The 24,094-nt window shown below is 24.3% G+C and carries 18 protein-coding genes, 4 tRNA genes and 2 pseudogenes; 9 read left to right on the top strand and 15 right to left on the bottom strand.

All coding sequences use genetic code 11. The features are described from left to right. Positions 1-425: 425 nt before the first annotated feature. Complete coding sequence (gene pgi, locus XW81_RS02665) at positions 426-2,072, bottom strand: glucose-6-phosphate isomerase (RefSeq protein ID WP_075474394.1); 1,647 nt, start codon at positions 2,070-2,072, stop codon at positions 426-428. Positions 2,073-2,660: 588 nt separating this feature from the next. Between pgi and orn the strand changes: the two genes are divergently transcribed. The 3 genes from orn to XW81_RS02685 all read left to right on the top strand — a co-directional run bounded on the left by orn (position 2,661) and on the right by XW81_RS02685 (position 4,559). Further along, entirely contained in the window at positions 2,661-3,200 is a 540-nt protein-coding gene (orn, locus tag XW81_RS02670; RefSeq protein ID WP_075474395.1) for an oligoribonuclease, read from the top strand. A 117-nt stretch (positions 3,201-3,317) separates the two neighbouring features. Then, positions 3,318-3,390 (top strand) — tRNA-Gly (locus tag XW81_RS02675). Between the two features lie 362 nt (positions 3,391-3,752). Beyond that, positions 3,753-4,559 carry an N-acetylmuramoyl-L-alanine amidase gene (locus XW81_RS02685; RefSeq protein ID WP_195182284.1) on the top strand — a complete coding sequence of 269 codons (807 nt, stop codon included), beginning with the start codon at positions 3,753-3,755 and terminating at the stop codon, positions 4,557-4,559. 168 nt (positions 4,560-4,727) lie between these two features. Here XW81_RS02685 and rpmE read toward each other — a convergent pair whose 3' ends face one another. Continuing rightward, a complete protein-coding gene (rpmE, locus tag XW81_RS02690; RefSeq protein ID WP_075474397.1) occupies positions 4,728-4,943 on the bottom strand; it encodes a 50S ribosomal protein L31 in 216 nt (71 codons plus the stop codon). 325 nt (positions 4,944-5,268) lie between these two features. Here rpmE and XW81_RS02695 point away from each other — a divergent pair, with 325 nt between their 5' ends. From XW81_RS02695 to hslU, 3 genes are all read left to right on the top strand, one after another. Then, positions 5,269-5,532 carry a hypothetical protein gene (locus XW81_RS02695; protein WP_075474398.1) on the top strand — a complete coding sequence of 88 codons (264 nt, stop codon included), beginning with the start codon at positions 5,269-5,271 and terminating at the stop codon, positions 5,530-5,532. A gap of 424 nt (positions 5,533-5,956) precedes the next feature. Beyond that, positions 5,957-6,487, top strand: coding sequence for an ATP-dependent protease subunit HslV (hslV, locus tag XW81_RS02700; RefSeq protein WP_075474399.1), 531 nt, complete (start codon positions 5,957-5,959; stop codon positions 6,485-6,487). Positions 6,488-6,498: 11 nt separating this feature from the next. Next, a complete protein-coding gene (gene hslU / locus XW81_RS02705; protein ID WP_075474400.1) occupies positions 6,499-7,833 on the top strand; it encodes an ATP-dependent protease ATPase subunit HslU in 1,335 nt (444 codons plus the stop codon). A gap of 211 nt (positions 7,834-8,044) precedes the next feature. Here the strand turns inward: hslU and zapB are convergent, their stop codons facing one another. From zapB to XW81_RS02720, 3 genes and pseudogenes are all read right to left on the bottom strand, one after another. Next, positions 8,045-8,284, bottom strand: coding sequence for a cell division protein ZapB (gene zapB, locus XW81_RS02710; RefSeq protein WP_075474401.1), 240 nt, complete (start codon positions 8,282-8,284; stop codon positions 8,045-8,047). A gap of 328 nt (positions 8,285-8,612) precedes the next feature. Continuing rightward, a pseudogene (locus XW81_RS02715) lies at positions 8,613-9,188 on the bottom strand (glutamine amidotransferase-related protein); the annotation flags it as partial. Continuing rightward, on the bottom strand, positions 9,163-10,755 hold the full coding sequence (locus tag XW81_RS02720; RefSeq protein WP_075474403.1) for an anthranilate synthase component 1: 1,593 nt from the start codon (positions 10,753-10,755) through the stop codon (positions 9,163-9,165). The pseudogene XW81_RS02715 and the gene XW81_RS02720, both read right to left, overlap by 26 nt. Before the next feature lie 684 nt (positions 10,756-11,439). On the opposite strand from XW81_RS02720, the gene XW81_RS02725 reads away from it, so the two are divergent. Beyond that, positions 11,440-12,189: an FAD-binding oxidoreductase gene (locus XW81_RS02725; protein WP_075474404.1), complete on the top strand. Its 750-nt coding sequence runs from the start codon at positions 11,440-11,442 to the stop codon at positions 12,187-12,189. A 200-nt stretch (positions 12,190-12,389) separates the two neighbouring features. Beyond that, the gene (coaD, locus tag XW81_RS02730; protein WP_075474405.1) at positions 12,390-12,878 is read left to right on the top strand and encodes a pantetheine-phosphate adenylyltransferase; all 489 of its coding nucleotides are present in this window, start codon (positions 12,390-12,392) and stop codon (positions 12,876-12,878) included. A gap of 207 nt (positions 12,879-13,085) precedes the next feature. Here the strand turns inward: coaD and XW81_RS02735 are convergent, their stop codons facing one another. The 4 genes and pseudogenes from XW81_RS02735 to dapF all read right to left on the bottom strand — a co-directional run bounded on the left by XW81_RS02735 (position 13,086) and on the right by dapF (position 18,942). Then, the gene (locus tag XW81_RS02735) at positions 13,086-14,291 is read right to left on the bottom strand and encodes a hypothetical protein (RefSeq protein WP_075474406.1); all 1,206 of its coding nucleotides are present in this window, start codon (positions 14,289-14,291) and stop codon (positions 13,086-13,088) included. Between the two features lie 809 nt (positions 14,292-15,100). Then, on the bottom strand, positions 15,101-16,591 hold the full coding sequence (locus XW81_RS02740; RefSeq protein ID WP_075474407.1) for an inorganic phosphate transporter: 1,491 nt from the start codon (positions 16,589-16,591) through the stop codon (positions 15,101-15,103). Positions 16,592-16,803: 212 nt separating this feature from the next. Then, complete coding sequence (locus tag XW81_RS02745; RefSeq protein WP_075474408.1) at positions 16,804-18,012, bottom strand: MFS transporter; 1,209 nt, start codon at positions 18,010-18,012, stop codon at positions 16,804-16,806. Positions 18,013-18,118: 106 nt separating this feature from the next. Beyond that, a pseudogene (gene dapF / locus XW81_RS02750) lies at positions 18,119-18,942 on the bottom strand (diaminopimelate epimerase). Positions 18,943-19,164: 222 nt separating this feature from the next. Between dapF and cyaY the strand changes: the two are divergent. Beyond that, a complete protein-coding gene (cyaY, locus tag XW81_RS02755) occupies positions 19,165-19,485 on the top strand; it encodes an iron donor protein CyaY (RefSeq protein ID WP_075474409.1) in 321 nt (106 codons plus the stop codon). Between the two features lie 150 nt (positions 19,486-19,635). On the opposite strand, the gene XW81_RS02760 is transcribed toward cyaY, so the two are convergent. The 6 genes from XW81_RS02760 to XW81_RS02785 all read right to left on the bottom strand — a co-directional run bounded on the left by XW81_RS02760 (position 19,636) and on the right by XW81_RS02785 (position 24,012). Continuing rightward, positions 19,636-19,709 (bottom strand) — tRNA-Pro (locus XW81_RS02760). Positions 19,710-19,767: 58 nt separating this feature from the next. After that, positions 19,768-19,843, bottom strand: a tRNA-His gene (locus tag XW81_RS02765). 31 nt (positions 19,844-19,874) lie between these two features. After that, positions 19,875-19,948 (bottom strand) — tRNA-Arg (locus XW81_RS02770). 214 nt (positions 19,949-20,162) lie between these two features. Then, on the bottom strand, positions 20,163-21,422 hold the full coding sequence (gene rho, locus XW81_RS02775) for a transcription termination factor Rho (protein WP_075474410.1): 1,260 nt from the start codon (positions 21,420-21,422) through the stop codon (positions 20,163-20,165). A gap of 219 nt (positions 21,423-21,641) precedes the next feature. Beyond that, a complete protein-coding gene (gene trxA / locus XW81_RS02780) occupies positions 21,642-21,971 on the bottom strand; it encodes a thioredoxin TrxA (protein WP_075474411.1) in 330 nt (109 codons plus the stop codon). Positions 21,972-22,071: 100 nt separating this feature from the next. Continuing rightward, on the bottom strand, positions 22,072-24,012 hold the full coding sequence (locus tag XW81_RS02785) for a UvrD-helicase domain-containing protein (RefSeq protein ID WP_075474412.1): 1,941 nt from the start codon (positions 24,010-24,012) through the stop codon (positions 22,072-22,074). Positions 24,013-24,094: the final 82 nt, after the last annotated feature.

Raw genomic sequence — 24,094 nt, forward strand, 5'->3', positions numbered from 1 at the left:
TAAAATCTCACATAAACACTATATTATGATAATTTTATAAATTAAAAAAAATAAATTATTCATAAAAAGTGAAATATACTTATACATATAATACATTTCACAATTAAGGTTATTTTAAAAAATATTTAAATTTACTTCTTACACATAAAATTAAATAATTTATAACATAAGTTTAAAAATCTGTTATTAAATACGAAAATCACAATTTAAAATTATTATCTATCTTAAAAAGTAACATTCTTATTAAAATTTATTAAATTTAAATAAATTTTATATTTAAAAAGTTGCAAAAATGCTTACAAAATAACTGATTAAAAAACATAATATAATCGTTTATTCCAAATATTAATGTTGTAATTATTATTAAATGCAAATTATTAATATCCCTTTATACTCATCAACTTATAAATACTAATATTCCTTTATTAACGTAAAAATTTATAAAAATTTATTAAACCGTTAGTTGAAGAATCGTATTTTATTACTTTACTATTGTCATTTAAACTCAAAGAAACATCTTTTGCAAGATTTTTACCCAATTCAACACCCCATTGATCAAATGTAAAAATATTAAAAATTATACCTTGTGTAAATACCTTATGTTCATATAAAGCAATCAAAGAACCTAAATTATAAGGATTAATTTTATATAATAAAATAGAATTACTTGGCCTATTTCCTTCAAACATTTTGTAAAGAGATACGTCGAATGACTTATGTATACCATTTTTAACATTATCCAATTTTTTCTCAGTATTCTTTTTAAATTTTCCAAAAGCTAAAGCTTGAGTTTGTGAAAAAAAATTTGAAAGTAACTGTATATGATGGTTCATAAAATGATGACCATTTGGACATATAGACGCAATAAAATCACATGGAATTAATTTAGTTCCTTGATGCAATAATTGGTAAAAAGCATGTTGTCCATTAGTACCTGGCTCCCCCCAAACAATTGGTCCTGTTTGCCAACGCACAGAATAACCATTCCTATCGACATTTTTACCATTGGATTCCATATTAGTTTGTTGAAGAAAAGCCGGAAAACGGCGCATATTTTGATCATATGGAAATATTGCTTCAGTTTCTGATAAAAAAAAGTTATTATACCAAATTCCAATTAACGCTAATATAACAGGTATATTTTTGTCCAAATCTGTGTTTAAATAATGATGATCCATAGAACGTGCACCACTTAACAAACATATAAAATTATCAAATCCAATAGCAAGCGATATTGATAGTCCTACGGAAGACCATAATGAATAACGTCCTCCAACCCAATCCCAAAAAATGAACGTATTTTCTAAACTAATCCCGAAATCAATAACATTCTTGACATTTGCAGATATCGCAATAAAATGTCGTTCTATAAAATTATTTTTTTTTAAATGTTTAGCCATCCATGATTTAGCAGTATTAGCATTAGTAATAGTTTCCTGAGTTGTAAACGTTTTAGAAACAATCAGAAATAAAGTTGTTTCTGGATTAATTTTTTTAAAAACACTGGAAATATGAGAACCATCTATATTAGAAACAAAATGCATATTTAGATGATTTTTATAAAAACCCAAAACTTTAACTACCATAGAAGGTCCTAAATCTGATCCTCCGATACCAATATTTACTACATCAGTTATAGATTTTCCTGTACATCCTTTCCAAGATCCATTAATGACTAATTCTGAAAAAAATTTAACTTTTGCAAGCATTTTTTTTATATCAGTCATGATATCTTTATTATTGTACATAATAGAACTACTATCACTTCTTAACGCTGTATGTAAAACTGCACGATTTTCAGTACGATTAATTTTTTCGCCATTAAACATAGATCGAATAGAATTTGTTAAGTCAATTTCTCTTGCCAACATTAACAATTTTTTTAGCGTATCACTTGTAATTCTATTTTTAGAAAAATCAACTAAAATTTGATTATTAAAATTTATAGAGAACTTATTAAATCTTTCGTTATCCTGAAAAAACAAATCTCGCATATGAACGTCTTTTATTTCATAAAAATGCTTTTGTAAACTCTTCCATGCATTCGTATCAATAGGATTAATATTCTTCATAAAATTTCTCATTATTTTGAAAACATAAAAAATTGTTCTTTTTAATCATATAAATATTCTTACAAAATAAAAACTATTATGGTAAATTAAAAATATATTTTAAAAAAGACACATAAACTTATCATTTTTCAATATTATAATATTGAATTTTTTTAATATATATTTCAATTGAGATTATCTTTATAAAACAAATGAGTTTTGTTTAAAAATAAAAATTTATCTACTTTAAACAAAACCACATAAAATTTTTTAATATGACTTTTAACTTAAAGTTCTTATCTTAGATATAAAATCAAAAAAAAAGAGTTTTTTCTAAACACATAAAACATAAAAAACGTATTGCTTCTAATGTAAAAAATATTATTTAAATTTCATTTAAAAAATAAATCAAGATTAGAGAATATATATTTTAAATTATTGCAACTCTTAATACAAATTAAAAATTTTTATCAATATTTAAATAAAAAAAATTTTAAAAACTATGGGAAATAATTGGAATAACTATTTGTATAAATGACCTAAAAAAAGTCAATATTTCTCAAAAATAAAAATAATAATACTAAAACAATTATTTTTTTTAAAAATAAAATGAATATTAATAATTCAAACTTAATATGGATTGATCTAGAAATGACAGGATTAAATCCAAAAGCACACAAAATTATTGAAATTGCTACCCTAATAACTAACATTAACTTAAAAATTATTTCTATAGGACCAATAATAGCTATTAATCAAAAAGACTCTCAATTAAAATTAATGAATAAATGGAATACTACTACTCACACTAAAAATGGATTAATAGAACGAATAAAAAACAGTTTATATAACGAAGCATTAGCTGAATCTGAAACAATCTCGTTTTTAAAAAAGTGGGTTCCGAAAAATACATCACCTATGTGCGGAAACACTATTAGTACTGATAGACAATTTTTATTTAAATACATGCCTGCATTAGAAAAATATTTCCATTACAGACAAATAGATGTTAGTACAATTAAAGAGCTAGTAATGCGATGGAATGTTAAAATATTCAAAAATTTTAAAAAAAAACATACTGCATTAAACGATTTATATGAATCAGTGAATGAATTAAAACATTATCGAAAAAATTTTTTGAAGACATAGTTGAACTAAAATATGCGATAATTATTTAAATTATGAATTTAAATTTTAAGAACCAAAAATTCTTTTATAAGTTAATACTTGTGTTTTTTGAATTTTTATAATAAAGTTTGTTTTAATGCGGGAATAGCTCAGTTGGTAGAGTGCAACCTTGCCAAGGTTGATGTCGCGAGTTCGAATCTCGTTTCCCGCTATTTTACTAATAAAATTTATATTAAATATTATCGTTTTATAAAATTAATTTTAAATTTTAAAATATATAAACGTTCTAAAAATCACACATATAACCTTCAAAAGGTTTAAAAATTATAGCTATAAGGAAACATATGTTAAATTGTATGATTTACATAATTATACTAGTCATAAATATGTTTTTTTTGAGTTCGTTATTATCTTCATCAGAAAGAATTCTAAATTATGAAAATAATAATCTTCATATTCTAAAAATAAATTCAAAAAAAAACATCATTAAAAATCGTTACAAATTTAATATTTTACAAAAAATTTTTATATAAAAATCACAACTTTGTTATTAAAAAATTTAAATATAAACTTTTGTCATCTAATGTTCAAAAAGCAAAAGAACCAAAAAACAATAATAGAAAAAAAACTGTTAAAAAAAAGTATAAGATAGAAAAAATAATCGTAGCTATAGATGCAGGACATGGAGGTAAAGATCCTGGAGCTATCGGAATTAGCAAAGTTCAAGAAAAAGATATTACTTTTAAAATCTCTAAACAATTAGAACATACTCTCAATAAGTCAAAATTATTTAAAGTTGTAATGATTAGAAATGGAAATTACTACGTGCCTATTTCAAAACGCACTAAAATTGCTAAAAAGAATCACGCTAATGTATTAATTTCTATTCATACTAATTCATCAGCTAACTCCAAAACATCAGGATTGTCTATATGGGTACTTTCGAAAAGAAAAATTAATTCTGAAGTACTTTATTGGCCAAAAAAAAATATCAAAAATAAAAAAAATTCTGATAAAGATCAATACAACAAACACAAAAAAAACGCCAAAAATCGTATAAAATCAGAATTTTTAGATTTTCAATCTCATTATGTTCAAAAATCAGGATATATTATTGCAACTAACATCATAAAAGAACTTAAACATGTAAAAAATTTACATAAAACTCAATACCCTAAAAATGCTAATTTTGGAATACTAAAATCCCCTTATTTTCCATCTATACTAATAGAAACAGGTTTTATTAGTAATCAACTAGACGAAAAAAAATTAAAAAATAAATCTTACCAGAAGATTATAGCAAACTCTATATATCGTGGTTTAAAAAAGTATTTTTTTGAAAATTTCAAAAAAATATATAAAAAAGGTTTCAAAAATTAATATTAACAAACGATATACGAAATATTTTTTGTAAAAATATAGTTACATTTCAAACATTACTCAAAATGTACAAAACATAAACGTTAAACATGTTTTAAACCATTTTTTAATAAATAATTTATTTTTCATTTTTTAATAAACATTGAAAGAACTTTCAAAAAAGTTATTTTATCTATTTGCATCATTTATGTTAAATTTTTTATTAAATTTCTCAATACGGCCTCCAATATCTGCTACTCTTTGTTTTCCAGTATAAAAAGGATGGCATTTAGAACATACGTCAATATTTATATTTTTACATAAAGTAGAAAAAGTTTCTATAGAATTTCCACAAGAACAAAATATTGATATTTTGAAATAATTTGGATGAATATTATCTTTCATATGATTCTCATAATTTTATGAATTAAAAGTAAACTACTAAAATTGAGCAACAATTATTTTAAAAAGAATTTTAAAGTTTTTAAAAATATTTTAACATTAAAAATAATAAATAAAAATTATTTTTTTTAAATAAATATACTGTTACTATATATCTGAAATTAATCGCATTATCTTACAAATTTTAATTGATAAATGTATAGCTTCTTAAATACGTATGAAAATAGTCGAATTTCACATAAAAATGTGAAAACTGAATCAACATTTAATTGTAACTATTTACAACAATACGCCAAAATTAATATAAAATTATATTACAAAATAAAAAATGATTAATAAAGATTTCTTATTTTACAAAAAATTTAAATATTCTCGTTTAAAAAAAAACAACAACGTTATTACAACAGTCATGTTAATATTTATTATACTATTGCTTTTAATATTTTGTTCTAACTCATTATTTGGAACAGATATTTTTAATAATCACTTACATAATTTAAAATCTAAAAATGTTAAGAACAAAGTTCATGAAGTTCTAAAAATACCACAAGAAAAATGGAAATACATATATGAGTTAAAAAACGAAAAATAAAATTTTAGGACGTAAAAAGTTCCTATTTCATAGAAGATAAAATAAATAATTTAAAAAATACACCATAAAAGTAAACTGCTTTTCTATTTCTGAAGTTCAAAAATCATCTAATTATCATGTGAACTAAAGATTCAAACATTAAATACTATAAAAAAACATACGCAATATACGATGCTAATTCTAAATGTACTCGTTAAAAAAATAATTAAAAAATTTTCTAGTAATTCAAAATACACAATAACAATTAAAATATTGCTTTTATAAATGCAAAAACACCTTTTTTAAATTTAAAAAATAGAGTTTCAACATAACTTACTGTTATAAGCACAAAAAATAGAATTTTAATGTTTTCAAATTGTATATTAAAAATTCAATTATTAATATTTAAAATTCTATCAAATTACATAAAAAGGAATCATATTTTATGACGACCATTCTTAGCGTACGTCTTAAAAAAAAAGTAGTTATTGGAGGAGACGGTCAAGCAACACTTGGAAACACTATTATGAAAAGTAATGTTAAGAAAGTAAGAACATTGTATCATAATCAAGTAATCGCGGGATTCGCAGGAGGTACAGCTGATGCTTTTACGTTATTCGAACTGTTCGAAAAAAAACTACTTATGTATCAAGGACATCTACAAAGAGCAGCAATCGAACTAGCAAAAGATTGGAGAACTGATAAAATACTTCGAAAACTCGAAGCCTTATTAGCGGTAGCAGATAAAGGAAAATCATTTATTATAACTGGAAACGGTGATGTAATTCAACCTGAAAATGATCTTATGGCTATTGGATCAGGCGGTCCTTATGCACAAGCAGCTGCACAAGCAATGTTAGAAAATACTCTTCTTACTGCAAAACAAATTGTAAAAATAGCACTTAAAATTACTTCTGGAATTTGTATATATACAAACGATATTTTTACTATTAAAGAACTAACTTCAGAAAAGTAAGGATTATATTTATGTCAGACATGACCCCTCATGAAATAGTGAAAGAACTCAATCGATTCATAATCGGACAAGAAAAAGCAAAACGAGCTGTCGCTATTGCTTTGCGAAACCGATGGCGACGCATGAAACTCAAAAAAGAATTAAGATGTGAAATAACACCTAAAAATATTTTAATGATAGGTCCCACTGGAGTCGGAAAAACAGAAATTGCCAGACGTTTAGCTATGTTAGCTAATGCTCCATTTATTAAAGTAGAAGCTACAAAATTTACAGAAATAGGATATGTAGGAAAAGAAGTTGACTCAATAATTAGAGATTTAACAGACTTATCAATAAAAATGATACGAAATCAAACTTTTAAAAAAAATAAAAATAAAGCAAAAGAAATAGCTGAAGAACGAATTTTAAACGTTTTAGTCCCTACTGTTGAAAAAAAATGGAAAGAATCAGATAGTTCAAATAAACCTGTTGCAGCTATTCAACTATTTAGAAAAAAATTAAGAGAAGGCCAACTAGACGAGAAAGAAATTGAGATTAATATTTCTACAACACCTGTAGGTGTAGAAATTATGGCACCACCTGGAATGGAAGAATTAACAAACCAACTTCAATCGTTATTTCAAAATTTAGGAGGAAGAAAAAAAAACATAAGAAAATTAAAAATCAAAGATGCAATAAAATTATTAATAGAAGAAGAATCAAATAAATTGTTAAATATAGAAACACTTAAAAAAGAAGCTATATATGCAGTAGAACAAAATGGAATCGTATTTATTGATGAAATTGACAAAATTTGTAAAAATAGAGGATCAAGTGGACCTGATATTTCACGAGAAGGCGTACAACGAGACCTATTACCATTAATTGAAGGATGTACTATATCTACAAAACATGGAATGGTCAAAACAGATCACATTTTGTTTATTGCTTCGGGAGCATTTCAAGTTTCTACTCCATCAGATTTAATTCCAGAATTACAAGGACGACTTCCTATTAGAGTTGAATTAAAAGCACTAACCATTGACGATTTTGAACTAATCTTAACAGAACCTAAAGCATCTATAACATTACAATATAAAGCTTTAATGAATACAGAAAAAGTAACAATTAATTTTACTAAAGAAGGAATTCGTCATATTGCCGAAGCTGCTTGGAAAGTTAATGAATCTATAGAAAATATAGGCGCTCGAAGATTATATACTGTATTAGAACATCTAATGGAAGATATTTCTTACAATTCTTGCAATAACAAAAATGAACTAGTGATTAATATCGATGAAGAATATGTAAGTAAACATTTAGATAGCCTAATATTAAATAATGATCTCAATCGATTTATTTTATAAATATTAAAACAAAATACATAAAACTAATTACTTTCCTATCTTAAAATTAAAGATAGGAAAAGTATTTTGCTTTTAAAAACAATAAATTTATATATTTTAACGTTAGTAATATTATTAAGTTTTCAAAAACGTTTTTGTAATCATATTTTATATAAAAAACTAATAAAAAACGTTAATGCATTAATATCTTATAAAAATAAGATGTCAAAAGTTATATTTCATTCATTTTTTTTAATAATCCATGTAACATATCTTTCCATATGTCTCTTTCTTCTTTTAACTTTTTGTTTTCTTCTTCTATTTTTACTTTTTCCGAAAGTATTAAATTCATTTCTTTTTCATTACTATCATTCTTTTCTTTTAATTCTTTCAATTCCATTTGCAATAATAAAACAGTATCAATAGTCTGTTGTATCTTTTCTTCTAATTTAGAAAACACCTCAAAAATCATTAGTTTTCATCCTTTATAAAAACACTACGATATTATTATTGCAGTTAAAAATTTTTCTTTAAAAAAGTTTGAAAATCAAAAAAAAATTAAAATTAAGTATATTAATACTTTAATGAACAATACAATTTTATTATCATTTTAAACTTTTTATTAAATTAGATAAAAAAATAATAATAACAAAAACAAAACATTACATTAACTGTAAAGTTTTAAAAAAATTAATTTATATCTAAAAAAATATATAATAACACTCTCAAAACACATTAAAATATTAAAATTTAAAAAAAACAACTAATACTTAACAAATTTCTATGTATTGCAAAAATTATTGTATAGCCCATTCTACAGTTTGTTTCAAAAATTTTGAACCTAAAGTAGTTAATATAGATTCAGGATGAAATTGAACTCCGCAAATTTTTTCTTTATCGCTTCGAACTGACATTACTGCACCATTGCAATGCGCACTAATAGTTAACGAATTTGGTACATCGTTACAAATAAGAGAGTGATACCTTGCTACAAGAAAAGGATTAGGAATGTTATGAAACATAGCTTGTCCATCATGTTCAATAAACGAAGTTTTCCCATGTAATATCTCTCCTGAATTTTCTATATTTCCTCCATATATTTTTACAATTGCTTGATGTCCTAAACAAATTCCAATAATCGGAATTTTCCCACATACAATTTTTAACAATTTTAACATACAACCTGCATTATCAGGATGTCCTGGACCTGGAGATAATATTAAAATTGGATTACACATTTTAGATAACTTTTTTAAAATAATACTAATTGAAACTGTATTTCGATAAATAATAACATTACAATTATTAATTCGAAGTTGATCCACTAAATTATAAGTGAATGAATCAATGTTATCCAGCAAAAGTATGTCGTTCATTTTCTATATTTAACTCTATATGACAAGAATGTGATTCAGAAATTGCCTGTAATACAGCTTTAGCTTTATTCTTACTCTCATCTACTTCTAATTGAGGTATAGAATCTAGTACTATTCCAGCTCCTACTTGAATAGTAGCAATATTATTTTCTACATATGCAGATCTAATAATAATACACATATCTAATGTTCCAGACGCAGTAAAATATCCTATAGATCCCCCATAACTTCCTCTTTTCTCTTTCTCTGCATTAGAAATTAACTCCATCGCTCTAATTTTTGGAGCACCACTTAATGTTCCCATGTTCATGCATGCCTGATATGCATGAAAAACATCTAAATCTAATCTTAACTTGCCCACAACTCTCGATACTAAATGCATAACATGAGAATACTTATCTACTTGTGTTAAATCAGCAACATAACGAGTTCCAGGATCACAAATTTTTGCTAAATCATTACGTGCCAAATCCACTAACATTAAATGTTCAGACAACTCTTTATGATTTGTTCGCATTTCCAACTCTATTCTACTATCTAAATCCAAATCTATAGATCCATCTATCTTTCTGGCTCGCGGCCTAGTTCCTGCAATAGGATAAATTTCAATTTTCCGCGATAATGTATCATACTTTAAAGAACTTTCTGGAGAAGCACCAAATAAAGTAAAATTAGAATCTTGCATAAAAAACATATATGGACTAGGATTATTTTTTTTTAAAACATCATAAGCCGCTAACGAATTAGTACATGGCAAATAAAATTTTCTAGACGGTACAACTTGGAAAATTTCTCCAATCATTATTGATTTTTTCATTTCCTTAATGATTTTTTCATATTCTCTATCTGTTCTATTACATTTTAAAATCATTTTTTTTAATGAAGTTGATTCTAATGGATAAAAATTTTGAGACAACTTGTTCTTTACTTCTAATAATCTATGTTGTAATTTATTTCTTTCAAGATTGCTAGAAGAAAACAAACTTGCTTGTATATAACAAGTTCTTCTTTTATGGTTCAAAACAAGTAATATTTCAGATAAATAAAAGCAAAAATCAGGGCAAGATTGAGAAGTTTTTAATTTAGGTAAATTCTCAAAACTAGAAACCAAGTCATATGCAAATAATCCTCCAAAAAACATAGACTTAGAACCTTTATTATTTTTTACACTATTTATCAAAAAACGTATCGAATCAAATATAGACAATACATGTAACTTCTTGTCTTCATCAATATCTTTAACGATTGAAGGGAATTTAATTTTTAAAAAATTGTCATTACTAAGAATTCTCACTTCTTTTGGTAATAAAGACTTAAAGACAGGTAATAAACTTTTTCCGTTTTTAGTTAATGCTTCTAATGTAACTACCATATTTAAAGCTGAAATGCGTAATGCAGAATCTACAATCATCATGCTTTCTAAATTTTTTTTATTATTAATTTCAGCTGATTCTAAAAGTAACGTATTACTTCTATTACGACAAATATGATGAAAAATAGCTGTTGGATTGGGTTGGTAAAATGTTTCAACTTTTAAAACATCCATACTCTTAAGATGTTCACACATTTTTTATTTTATTCCAAATTTTTTAATACATTCACTTTTAAAAATCCAAAATGACACATTGTATTTTACTATACCGATAGTATATCGTTCTTATTATTAGTATAACAAATTTTTAAATACATAAAAAAATGAAGAATTTTATTAAAAAAGAACTAATTTTTCTAATTCAAATTTTAGAATTATTTTTATATCAATTTTTCAAAAATACTTCAAAATATAAAAAATCACGTAATAATGAAAAAATTCCACTTTAAAAAAATAAAACCTGTATATTAACTAATACATTTCACATTTAAATAAATAAGAAGATAATTCCTATATGACATGTTTTAAAATTGATTATGAATATACAAACTCAACATAAAATTTTTTAAAATTTCAAAAAAATAAGTTCATTAAATCCTAAAAATTTTTTAAAATATGATATCTTATTATTAAGATAAAAAAAGTTTTAACATTATTTAAATCTTAAAATTATAATTTAAATAATTTGACATAAATTTTATAAAATATAACTCAAAATTTATATAAACTGAAATAAAAAACGTATTTTATAAAAAAGTTTTCTATTAACAGTGATTTCTTATTAAGGTAATGAGTAATTATATAAAGCGAGATTGCCAATTTTATTTAAAATGCTAAAATTTTTTAAAAATAATTTTAAAACGTCAGTGGAACTACAAGATGAATGACTGGACTACGGCTAAAATAGTAAAAGTTATAAAATGGAAAAATAACCTATTTAGTTTAATTTTAAACGCATCTATCTATCCATTTATCGCAGGACAATTTTCTAGAATTTTATATATTAAAAAAAATGGAGAGCATGTTCAAAGAGCATATTCTTATGTTAATTCTCCCAAAAATACTAATTTAGAATTCTATATAACATTAAATCCAAAAGGTAAACTTACAAAAAAATTATATAACTTATCACATTCCGACACAATAATGATTAAAAAAACGGCATCAGGTTATTTTACTCTTGACGAAATTCCAAATTGCAAAAATTTATGGATGTTTGCTACAGGAACAGGAATTGGACCCTATCTCTCTATACTGCAACATAAAGATGATACTGAAAGATTTAAAAATATTATACTTGTGCATGCAGTTCGATATCAAAACGATTTAACATACTTACCTTTAATGCACGAATTGAAAAAAAAGTATGATAAAAAGTTGCATATAAAAACTATTGTAAGCAGAGAAATAACTAACCTTTCATTACATGGTAGAATTCCTGAATTACTAAGAAATAAAAGTTTAGAAAATGAGTTAGAAATTGAAATTAATAAAAATACATGTCATATAATGTTATGTGGAAATCCAGAAATGATTAAAGATACTCAAAAATTTTTTTTAGAAAAAAAAGGAATGAAAAAACATTTCCGAAAAAATCCTGGTCAAATTACTAACGAAAATTATTGGTAAAATTTTTTAACTAAACATGAAAATAAACCATACATCATATTAATGAAAAAATTATATTGTTCTTTTAAAAGAAATATAACTAATAATTACATAAAAAACCTTTAAAAATATTGTATAACTATTTTAAATATTATTAAAATACAATTTTATATATAAAAAAATAGTATTACATACATTATTTTTTATATAAACGCATAAAAATGAAAAAAAAAGCAATTTTTTCTGGAACTTTTGATCCAATTACATATGGGCATTTAGACATTCTAAAAAGAGCAGTAAAAATATTCGACTTTATTATAATTGCAATTTTTGAAAATTCTAATAAAAATCCATTGTTTAGTATGCAAGAACGTATAAAATTAGTTCAAATAAGTACAAAAAAAATTAAATCTATAAAAAAAATTGTCGGCTTTGACAATTTGTTGATACATGTTGCAAGATCTGAAAATGTAAATCATATTGTAAGAGGAATTAGAACACCATTAGACTTTGAATATGAACGAAATATGTTTAACGTAAATCAAAAACTAAATCCAAAATTAGAACATATATTCTTCTTTTCATCTCAAAAATATTCCTGTATTTCTTCATCATTAATTAAAGAAATAGCAAAATATGGGGGAAGTACTAAAAATTACGTACCAAAATCAGTACATCTTTCTTTATTAAACAAATATAAAATAAGATAATAGTAATAGCATAAAACTTTTTAAATTAAATGAACTTAAAAAAAACTAATAAATCAAAAATAAATTATTGAATAATATTTAATATATTAAATGGAGTATATAAATCAAAAAAAACATTTATATACTCCATATTTAATTCATTACATGTCAGTAAAGCTATATTCTAAAAACTATACAAATACGACTTTAAAAATTATTAATTAATCTTTACATTAAAAAATAAACATATTCTATATTTGGAACTTTATCCTTAGAAAGAATCATAGATGCTTGTATTCCAAATGAATCGTCGTATGTATTTCCATCTGCTTTATAACTCGTATTTGAATCTAATCGCGCTTTACTTGTTGCTACAAGCTGAATTTGATTATCATCTAACTCATCTGCTACATAAGAAACTTTTATATCTTTTAATTTTAAATCAGCCAATTCTGGACGTTCAGAAAATAATTCTAGATATGGACGAGAAAATAAATCTTGATGCGAATACGAAGAAATTAATTGTCTTGATTCCAAATTAGGCAATACATATTTAAAATCATTTAACATAGTTGCCGGAGAATGTTTGGATATTGGTTGTCCGTTAACTTGTAAAACAGAATCTTCGCCTTCAGAAAGAAAATCGTTATCTAATTTCAAAGTCTTTTTTAGTTCATTAAAATTATTTTGAAACTTTTTTCCAGAAAATATTGAAGAATTATTATCATTAATATTTTTTAAAGTATACCAATAAGGTTTTTTTAAATCCCTATTTTCAATTTTTTCAACATTATCTTTAACAGAATTGTCAGATTCTATCTTATCAGGTTGAACTACAGGTTTATCGTTTGAAACAGGAGCAGGACTACCACCACCAAAGAAGTTACTAATACTAGATATTACACTTTTTCCAAAGTTAACAGAAGTATCAAATACAGACTCTCCTACTCCTTTTATAAAGTCAACAGTTGAACTAATAGCTTTCTTACCAGACTCATATATCGATACACAAGTATCAGACACTGTACTCAATAATGCATCAAAAAAATTAGTCATAGGAGTAAAACTGAACTTAAATATATCTGGAACAGTAAAATCTGGTGTTATATTTTTAACAAAACTGTAAACAGGGAAAAATATTGAAGTAAAACCTTTTAATTCATTTAATTTTTTTAAATCTTCACGTTTTGGAATGTTGTTATTAATAAAAAAATCAGGTGGATAATCTACAATTTTACCATTTAAATAATCTGAATATATAATATTTGAAGCATTATTTTTATGATTATAATAAGGTAATCGTTCTAAATCATTTATATCAGGAAAATTAATATGAGTAATATTTTTACTTTTATTTGTTAAAATATCTTGAGGGTGTGTTTTTTTATTCACATCTACAAGTTGCATACCATCTACAACTGACATTGATGACATAATATTACGTCCTCTAGTTTTTTATGAATTTTTTATTTAAATTTTGATTTATAAAAAGTTTTATATAAAAATACATCTAAAACTTTTCATAAATTTAAGAAAATAACTATATTATAAAAAATTATGTTTCAAAATCTGTAACAAAAAAATATAAACAATTCTAGTTAATTTATTCTAAAAACATCTAACTTCAAATAACATAAAATTTAAATTATTTTATTTAATTTTATTAACAGTACAATTAATTATATCTATGTGTATATTTAAAATAACAATTGAGATTCTATAAATATATGAATTAATTTTTTAAATATTCATTAAAATTTATTTTTTTTTTAAAAAGCTTAAACCTAAATCAAAATTATCTTATATATAAAATATACAAACTTTAATGCATTATACTACAATTTTATTTTTAGGATAATATCCTAAATTAAAATAATTGAATTAAATACAAACTTTTAAAATATTACGAAATTTTAAAATTAATAATAATTCTTTTATCATATAAAATAAATACTATATTTTAAAAACAAGGATAACATTTATAAAATTTTATTTGCTATTATAAGAATAATAAACAAACATAGTCATATTGTCAATATAACTTATTTTAAGTAATTATAATTATTCAAAACAGTTATTTTTTAAATACATTTTAAAATTCTAAAGTCTTATATAATTGAAAATGACACACACAATATAGTTAAAACAGTAACACACATCTACTTCAAAAAAAACAAAACTTTAAAAAACTTTTAAATTAAAAAATATTATCACATGCCTGTGAAATAATCTCTTAATAAAAATTAATTTATCATCGTTAAACTTATCCAATATAAAATACTAGACAATACAATTGAAATAGGAAAAGTTAACACCCAGGAGATAATAATATTTTTGACAGTTCGAGTTTGTATCTTATCTCCATTAACTAAAATAGCTCCAGCAATAGAAGACGAAATAATATGAGTTGTAGATACTGGAACTCCCGTATAGCTTGCTGTACTCATTGAAATAGCGGCTGTTAACTGAGATGAAATAGCTTGAACATAAGTTATATTCTTTGTTCCAATTTTTTCTCCGAAAGTAGTAACAATTCTTTTCCACCCCATTAAAGTACCAATAGACAAAGCTAATGCTACTAACATAATAATCCAAATAGGTGCATATTCAATAGTACATATTAAGCTTTTTTTCAATTTTTTTAAAAAATGTTTATCATCAGATTTAATCTGAGAATATTTGTTAATTGTATCTATAAATTCAGTCATATATAATAATAATTGACGTAATTTATATCTTTGATCAATATGTAATTCTTTATAACTTAACGTATTATCTAATAATTTTTTCAAACTTTGAAAAACATTCAATATTTTTTCATCAGAAGATTTATCCAATGACGATGAATTCTTATCTATTGAATGAATAGCCATTATATTAGTACTTCTTTTTAAACTTTTTTTATTATGAATATAATAATTTTCTAAAGAATAAACAGAATTTCTTGTTTGGTTTATGTCATATTGCGATGCACACAAATTAACGAAATACTCTGATGGGAAAATGCATATTAAAATTAACATAATTAAGCCAATTCCCTTCTGACCATCATTCGCTCCATGCGAATAACTAACACCTATAGAAGATAATATTAATATAGCTCTTACCAAAAATGGAGGTGTAACATCTTTCTGAAGATGTTTGTAAGTCCTAGAAAACATATAAAGATAATAACTTTCTTGAATTATTTTCCAAAAAAAATTTAAAACAAGTACTAAAATTCCAGATATAATTAATCCCAATATTGGTGAAATAATTAAAGATAAAAACACATTTAGAAATTTGTCAAAATTAAAAGAATCCATTACAGAAATATTGTTACTAATAGCATAAGTAATATTAATTCCAATAATGGTGCCAACTAATGTATGTGAACTAGAATTAGGTAAACAAAGAATCCATGTGCACAAATTCCAAAAAATGGCAGCTAACAATATAGAAAAAATAGCTTTTAAACCATAAGATGAATTAATATCAAATAACAAATCAATAGAAATAAGGTGAACAATAGTATAAGCTACACCTAATCCTCCTAACACTACTCCCAAAAAATTAAATATCCCAGAAAGTATAACAGCTAACTTCGAACTAAGAGCGTGAGTATAAATTACAGTAGCTATAGCATTAGCAGAATCATGAAAACCATTAATCACTTCGTATAACAGAACCACTGCAAAAGCAGCAATTGCTAAGCAATTATTAGTACAACTAAAAAAAGAAAATAAATGTGACATAATCTTTAAACCATTTTAAAGATATAGATTTAATTTATTATCTGTGAGAACGTTATATAGAGAAAGATATAATACATACATTTACTATAAATATTTATATTTTTTAAAATTTAAAATATTTATTAAAATAGTTTAATTTTTCAATTAAACTAAATACTACAAAAAATTTAAAACATTTTTTAAAATAGGTCAACATCTATAAATTATGAAAATTACTTTTTATTTTCTACAAGAGTAGTATTATTCAATTGAATTGCTAACATTATTCCAATACATAAGGCAAATGATATGAAAACTGAAATTCCTATCCATTTACCCATAGTCCAAAAAATTCCACTAAATGTTCCCAAAACGCTAGACCCTAAATAATACGAAAATAAATAAATAGACGAAATATAACCTCGATTTTTTTTTGCTTGTTGCCCAACCCATGTACTAGCAACTGAATGTGCTGCAAAAAAACCAGCTGTAAAAAAAAATAAACCAAAAAATACAATAAATATTGCATTCCATTGCGAAATTAATAACCCTAATAGCATCATAAATAAAGATACTATTAATAGTAAACCTTTTCCATATTTTTTAACAAGAATACCAGCTTTTGGAGAACTATATACACCTATTAAATAAATTATTGACAATATACCTATAGTTTTCTGACTTAAAAAAAATGGTTCTAATAATAATCTATAACCAATATAATTAAAAATTGTAACAAAACTACCCATTAATAAAAAACCTATTATAAATAGTTTAGATAAAACCGGATGTTTCCATTGTGATATAAAATGAGAAAAAATTTTTCTAGGATTTAAAGAAACAGAATGAAAATTTTTCGAACAAGGTAAAAAATACAAAAATAAAATTGAAAATAAAAATGCTAAAATACTGATCAATTCTAATGCTAATTTCCAAGAAACGCTTTCTGAAAGAAAGCTACTTAAAAATCTTCCAAAAAAACCTCCAATAGTATTTCCACTAATATACAATCCCATAGAAAAAGATAAAGTGTTAGGATGAACCTCTTCACTTAAATATGTCATAGCTACTGCTGCAACACCACTTAAAGCTAATCCTGTACATGCTCTCATCAATATGAAATTTTCCCAACTATCCATTTTTGAACAACAAAAAGTAAAAAAAGCCGCTAAAAATAATGCGCCAGACATAATTTTTTTTCGGCCTATTCTATCTGATAACGGACCAGTAAATAGCATTCCTACTGCCATCATAGCAGTAGAAGAAGATAAAGATAAACTACTTTCTATAGGATTCAAAGAAAAATATTTTGACAATACAAACAAAATAGATTGAACGCAATACAAGATTGAAAACGTTGCAAATCCAGCTAAAAATAAAGCGACTGTTACCGATGCAAACTTTCTAGTTCCTCTCGTAATATAAACTTTATTATCTCTCATACTATTTTTGTAATTTTTATATCTTTATATTCTCAAATATAACATCAATTCTTAAATATTAAATTTTTAATTAAAAAATATTTCAATAAAATAATATTAATATTCGTTACAAATAAAAATATCCATCATAGACATACGTTGCTGAACCAGTCATATACAAGTTTTCTGAATTTCCCTTCCAACTAATTTGTAACGTTCCACCTAATAAATCTACTTGAACATTATTACATAATATATTTTGTTTAATTCCAACGGAAACAGCAGCACAAGCACCACTACCACATGAACGAGTCTCTCCTACACCTCTTTCATAAACTCTGAGGAAAATACGTTCTTCAGAAATAATTTGCACAAAACCAACGTTAACTCCTTCAGGGAACAAGTGATGAGTACTTAAAAAAAATCCTACTTTTTTTACTGGATAACGTTTTATATTCTTAACGAAAATGACACAATGAGGATTTCCTATCGAAACAATATAATATTTTACAATTTTTCCTAAAACCGATAAAGAATAATGTTTCTTCTCATTACTTGACATATAAGGAACTTCTTTAGGATTAAATTTAGGAATCCCCATATCTACACAAACATTATTATTCTTCAAAATATGTAAAACAATTATTTTATTTTTCGTACTAACATAAATATTTCTTTTTTTTGTCAACTTTTTTAAAATCAAAAAATAAGCTAAACATCGAGCACCATTACCACATTGTGACACTTCGCTACCATTAGAATTAAAAATACGATAATGAAAATCAACATTTTTTTTTTTGGAGATTCTACTAACAACAACTGATCAAAACCAATCCCAGTATTTCGATGTGATAAACTTTGTACATTAGAAGAAGAAATGTAAAAATCGTTTTTTATATTATTTAAAATTACAAAATCATTTTCCAATCCATGCATTTTAGAAAAAAATATTTTTTTTTAACTAACATTTTTAATTTCTATCCTTAAATTTAAGTATCATAAATTATACTATTTTAAAGTTAAAACTCAATAAAAATATTTTTAGAAATTATAAACTTAAAATATTTATTTTTTAAACAAAATATAAAATTTTATATTTTATTATTTTTGATTTACTATAATTATACTATTATATAGTATAGAGAATAAAAACTTATTCCATATAAAAAAGTTATGAAACATAATCATGATTATAATAAATTAGCCAATAAATTATTCAAGGCTATTGAAGAAAAAATCGATAGTTATAAAGGAAAGACTGATATTGATTGTTATAGACATTCTAATGTCATAACAATAACTTTTGATAATAAGCACAAAATAATCATTAACCAGCAAGAACCTCTCTCGCAAATTTGGTTAGCTACTGTGAGATCAGGATATCACTTTGAATATATAGAAAAAGAATGGATTTGTAATCGAACTAAAAAAAAATTTTGGAACGTTTTAGAACAATTAGTTTCAAATCAAACAAAAGAAAACGTAAAATTTTAAGGAAATAATTTTAAATTAACAAAAAAAATTTCAAAATTTATAAATGTTTTAAAAATATGACAATGTTTTGTTTAAAAAACTTGATATCGTAAAAATAATAATTAATTTCAAAAAATAAAAAAAACTAAATACAATTTAAGTTCTATTTCTTCGGTGAGAGAGGATTTGAACCTCTGACCTACTGGTCCCAAACCAGTTGCGCTACCAAACTGCGCTACTCACCGATTTAATACTTAACTCTCATATCAAAATTCTAAAAATAAAATTTATAAATTATTAATATGGGGTGACCAATGGGATTTGAACCCATGACATCTGGAATCACAATCCAGGACTCTACCAGCTGAGCTATGGTCACCACAATTTTGAAATTCATAAAAAATATATTTTGCGCTCGGCAGGATTCGAACCTGAGACCTCTACCTTCGGAGGGTAGCGCTCTATCCAACTGAGCTACGAACGCCTTATAAAAAACACATTTTTATAATATGAGCATTTTTACACAATGTCTAGTTTTTTTTATAAAATATTAATTACCTATGCTAGTTCTAGGTATATATAAAAAATAATTTTGAAAAATATTATTAAAAATTTACTATAATAAACATCTATTTTAATAATATTTTTTATGTTAAATCTTTTTAAAAATATATAAATACTAAAATACAATCCAAAAACTAGGAACGTTTCATCATATTGAAAAATTCGTGATTAGTTTTAGTCATCGATAGTTTATTAATTAGAAATTCCATAGCATCAATTTCACTCATGGGATGAATTATTTTTCGTAAAATCCACATTTTTTGTAATTCGTCTGGCTGAGTTAACAACTCTTCTTTTCTTGTTCCTGATCTATTGTAATCAATAGCTGGAAAAACGCGTTTATCTGCTATTTTTCTTGATAGAGGTAACTCCATATTTCCTGTTCCTTTAAACTCTTCATATATTACTTCATCCATTTTCGAACCTGTATCAATTAATGCTGTCGCTATAATTGTTAAACTACCTCCTTCTTCTACATTTCTTGCGGCTCCAAAAAACCGTTTAGGTCTATGTAAAGCATTTGCATCTACCCCACCTGTTAATACTTTTCCAGATGCTGGTACTACTGTATTGTACGCTCGAGCTAATCTTGTAATAGAATCTAGTAATATAATTACATCTTTTTTATGTTCTACCAATCTTTTTGCCTTTTCAATCACCATTTCTGCAACTTGAACATGTCTAGAAGCCGGCTCATCAAAAGTAGAAGCTACTACTTCTCCTTTAACTAATCTATGCATTTCAGTGACTTCTTCAGGTCTCTCGTCTATGAGCAACACCATTAAAACACAATCAGAGTGATTATAAGCAATGCTTTGAGCAATGTTTTGCAAAAGCATTGTTTTACCAGCCTTAGGAGGTGCAACAATTAATCCTCTTTGCCCTCTTCCAATAGGCGATGCTAAATCTAATACACGAGCTGTTAAATCTTCAGTAGAACCATTACCTCTTTCCATTCTTAAACGAGAATTAGCATGTAAAGGAGTTAAATTTTCAAACAAAATTTTACTTCTAGCATTTTCAGGTCTATCGTAATTTACTTCGTTAACCTTTAATAATGCAAAATATCTTTCACCTTCTTTTGGAGGACGAATTTTACCAGAAATAGTATCACCAGTACGTAAATTAAATCTTCGAATTTGACTAGGAGAAACATAAATGTCATCAGGACCAGCTAAATACGAACTATCAGAAGAACGCAAAAAACCAAACCCATCTTGTAAAATTTCTAATACTCCGTCTCCAAATATATCTTCTCCACTTTTTGCATGTTGTTTTAATATGGAGAAAATAATATCTTGTTTTCTCATACGTGCTAAATTTTCCAGTCCTGTATTATCACCAAGAATGATTAACTCAGAAACTGGTATATTTTTTAATGCAGTAAGATTCATAATGATAGGTTCTTAGTAAAATCAGAGTCATTCTCAAGATGATATTTGACGGATAGAATAAAATAATATGAATAATAATAAAAAATTAACAAATTTCTTATAACTTTTAATTTTTTTTAAATAATGTTAGAAAATCTAAGAAACATTTAATACTACCATATTGGTAGTATTAAATCCATAAAATTTAAAAAATATTTATAAAAATATAGCTATTTTAATTTATTTTAAATTGATATCTAAAAAATTTTTTAATTGCATTTTAGATAAAGCACCAATTTTAGTTGCTATTAACTCACCACTTTTGAACAACAACAGTGCAGGAATGCCTCGAATAGAATATTTTGGAGCAGTATTTGGATTAGAATCAATATTTATTTTCATAACAGTTAATAGATGACTATACTCTATAGAAATTTCTTCTAAAATAGGCGCAAGAATTTTACAAGGATTACACCAATCAGCCCAAAAATCTACCAATATTGTATTTTGTGATTCTAAAACACATTTCTCAAAACTATTGTCAGTTAAGTCAATTATATTTCCTTTCATATTTTGCTTATCCTCAACAAAAATAACTGTAAGACATATAAATAGTACGGTATGTTACGTGTTTTATAGTTATTTTGTGAGTGTTTTATTCTAAAAAAAGTTATATTTTTTTTAAAAAATTATTTTTTTGAACATTATTTTTTTTCCAAAGTAAATCATTTTTTGGCAATTCTAGTAAAAATCGACTAGGAACAGTATAAATTACTTCTCCATACTGACAACGTATTTTAGAATAACTAAAAAATAGTTCTTTCTTTGCTCTTGTAATACCTACATAAGTTAATCGTCTTTCTTCATCTATATTATTTAAAGAACTATAATGAGGTAAAATACCCTCTTCCATTCCTATCATAAAGACATAAGGAAATTCTAATCCTTTAGAAGCATGCAATGTCATTAGTTGTAATTTATCATCTTCTGGATTTTCCTCTTCTAATTCATTATGGAGGATAAATTGGTAAATGATATCTGATAAAGTATTAGATTTGTTTTTATTAGATTGTATCAATTCAGAAATCCAATTTAATAAAGAATGCATATTGTTTAAACTAATTTTATATAACTTAAAATTTTTTAAATTTTTCAATAACCAACTTTCATATTTTATAGTAGATATTAAGTTGTCTAAAACCATTATAGGTTTAATAAAAATATTTTCTTTTAGTTCTTTAATCAAAATTATAAAATTTTGTAACGCATTAAAACTTCGAGAAGATAAGAAAGATTTCAACTCATTACTATTGCTAGCATCAAACAAACTTATTTTCTTATATATACTCCATGATTTTATTTTTTTTAAAGTTTTTTCTCCTATTCCTCTTGAAGGTCTATTAATTATTTTCAAAAAAGCTATATCATCATTTGAATTCAGCATTAATTTTAAATAAGCTAACAAATCTCTAATTTCAGGTCGTGAAAAAAAAGATGAACGAGTAACAACATAATATGGAATTTTAAAATTTATTAATACTTTTTCAAATACCTTAACTTGATAATTACTTCGATACAATACAGAATAATCTCGATAATTGCTACTATTAATTAATTTATGATTTAATATCTTTTTAGATACTAAAATAGCTTCTTCTTCTTCATTTCTAGCAGGAATTATATTTATAATTGGACCATATTCTAAATTAGAAAATAATTTTTTCTGTAAGAAATGAGGATTGTTTTCTATTAAAAAATTAGCTGCTTTCAAAATCCTACCAGAAGAACGATAATTATGTTCTAATTTTATTATTTTTAATTCAGGATAATCTAATTTTAATAATGAAAAATTGTTTAATCTTGCACCTCTCCAAGAATAAATTGACTGGTCATCGTCTCCTACTAAAGTAAAATTTTTATTACTTTTACTAAGTAACTTTATTAATTCATATTGAATAAAATTAGTATCTTGATATTCATCTACTAGCAAATATTTAATTTTATTTTGCCATTTTTCCCTTAAAAGTTCATTATTTTTTAATAGCAAAGTAGGTAAAAAAATTAAATCATCAAAATCCAAAATGTTGCATGATTTAAGATAAATTTCATATAATTCATAATAACGACAATATTTTTTTTCTATAATAGATTTTGCTCGAATTTTAGCGTTATAAGAATTTATTAGTTTATTTTTCCAATTTGAAATCATTATTCGAACTTTTTTTAGAAAAGTTCTATCATTTTTTTTAGTAATATCTTTAAGAACAGTTATTTGATCTTGTTCATCAAAAATAGAAAAGTTAGAACAAATATTTAATGCATTCAATTCAGATTTAACAATTCTTAATCCTAAAGAATGAAAAGTTGAAATAGTAATCATTTTTGTAATATTATGGGACAACTTATCGGAAATTCTATTTCTCATTTCCTTTGCAGCTTTGTTCGTAAAAGTAATAGCAAAAATACTGTTTGGATTCAAATGACATTGACTAATTAAGTAAATAATTTTTTTTATAATTACTTGCGTTTTCCCTGATCCAGCACCAGCTAAAATTAAACAAGGACCAGAGACATAATGAATTGCTTTTTTTTGATTAACGTTTAAGTTCATAATAAAAACATAAATTTAAAACTCTATATAATATTTAAATTTTAAAAAATATTCTAAAATATATTTTTTTCAATATCATATT

The organism is Buchnera aphidicola (Schlechtendalia chinensis), from assembly GCF_001648115.1.
GTDB lineage: Bacteria > Pseudomonadota > Gammaproteobacteria > Enterobacterales > Enterobacteriaceae > Buchnera_B > Buchnera_B aphidicola_N.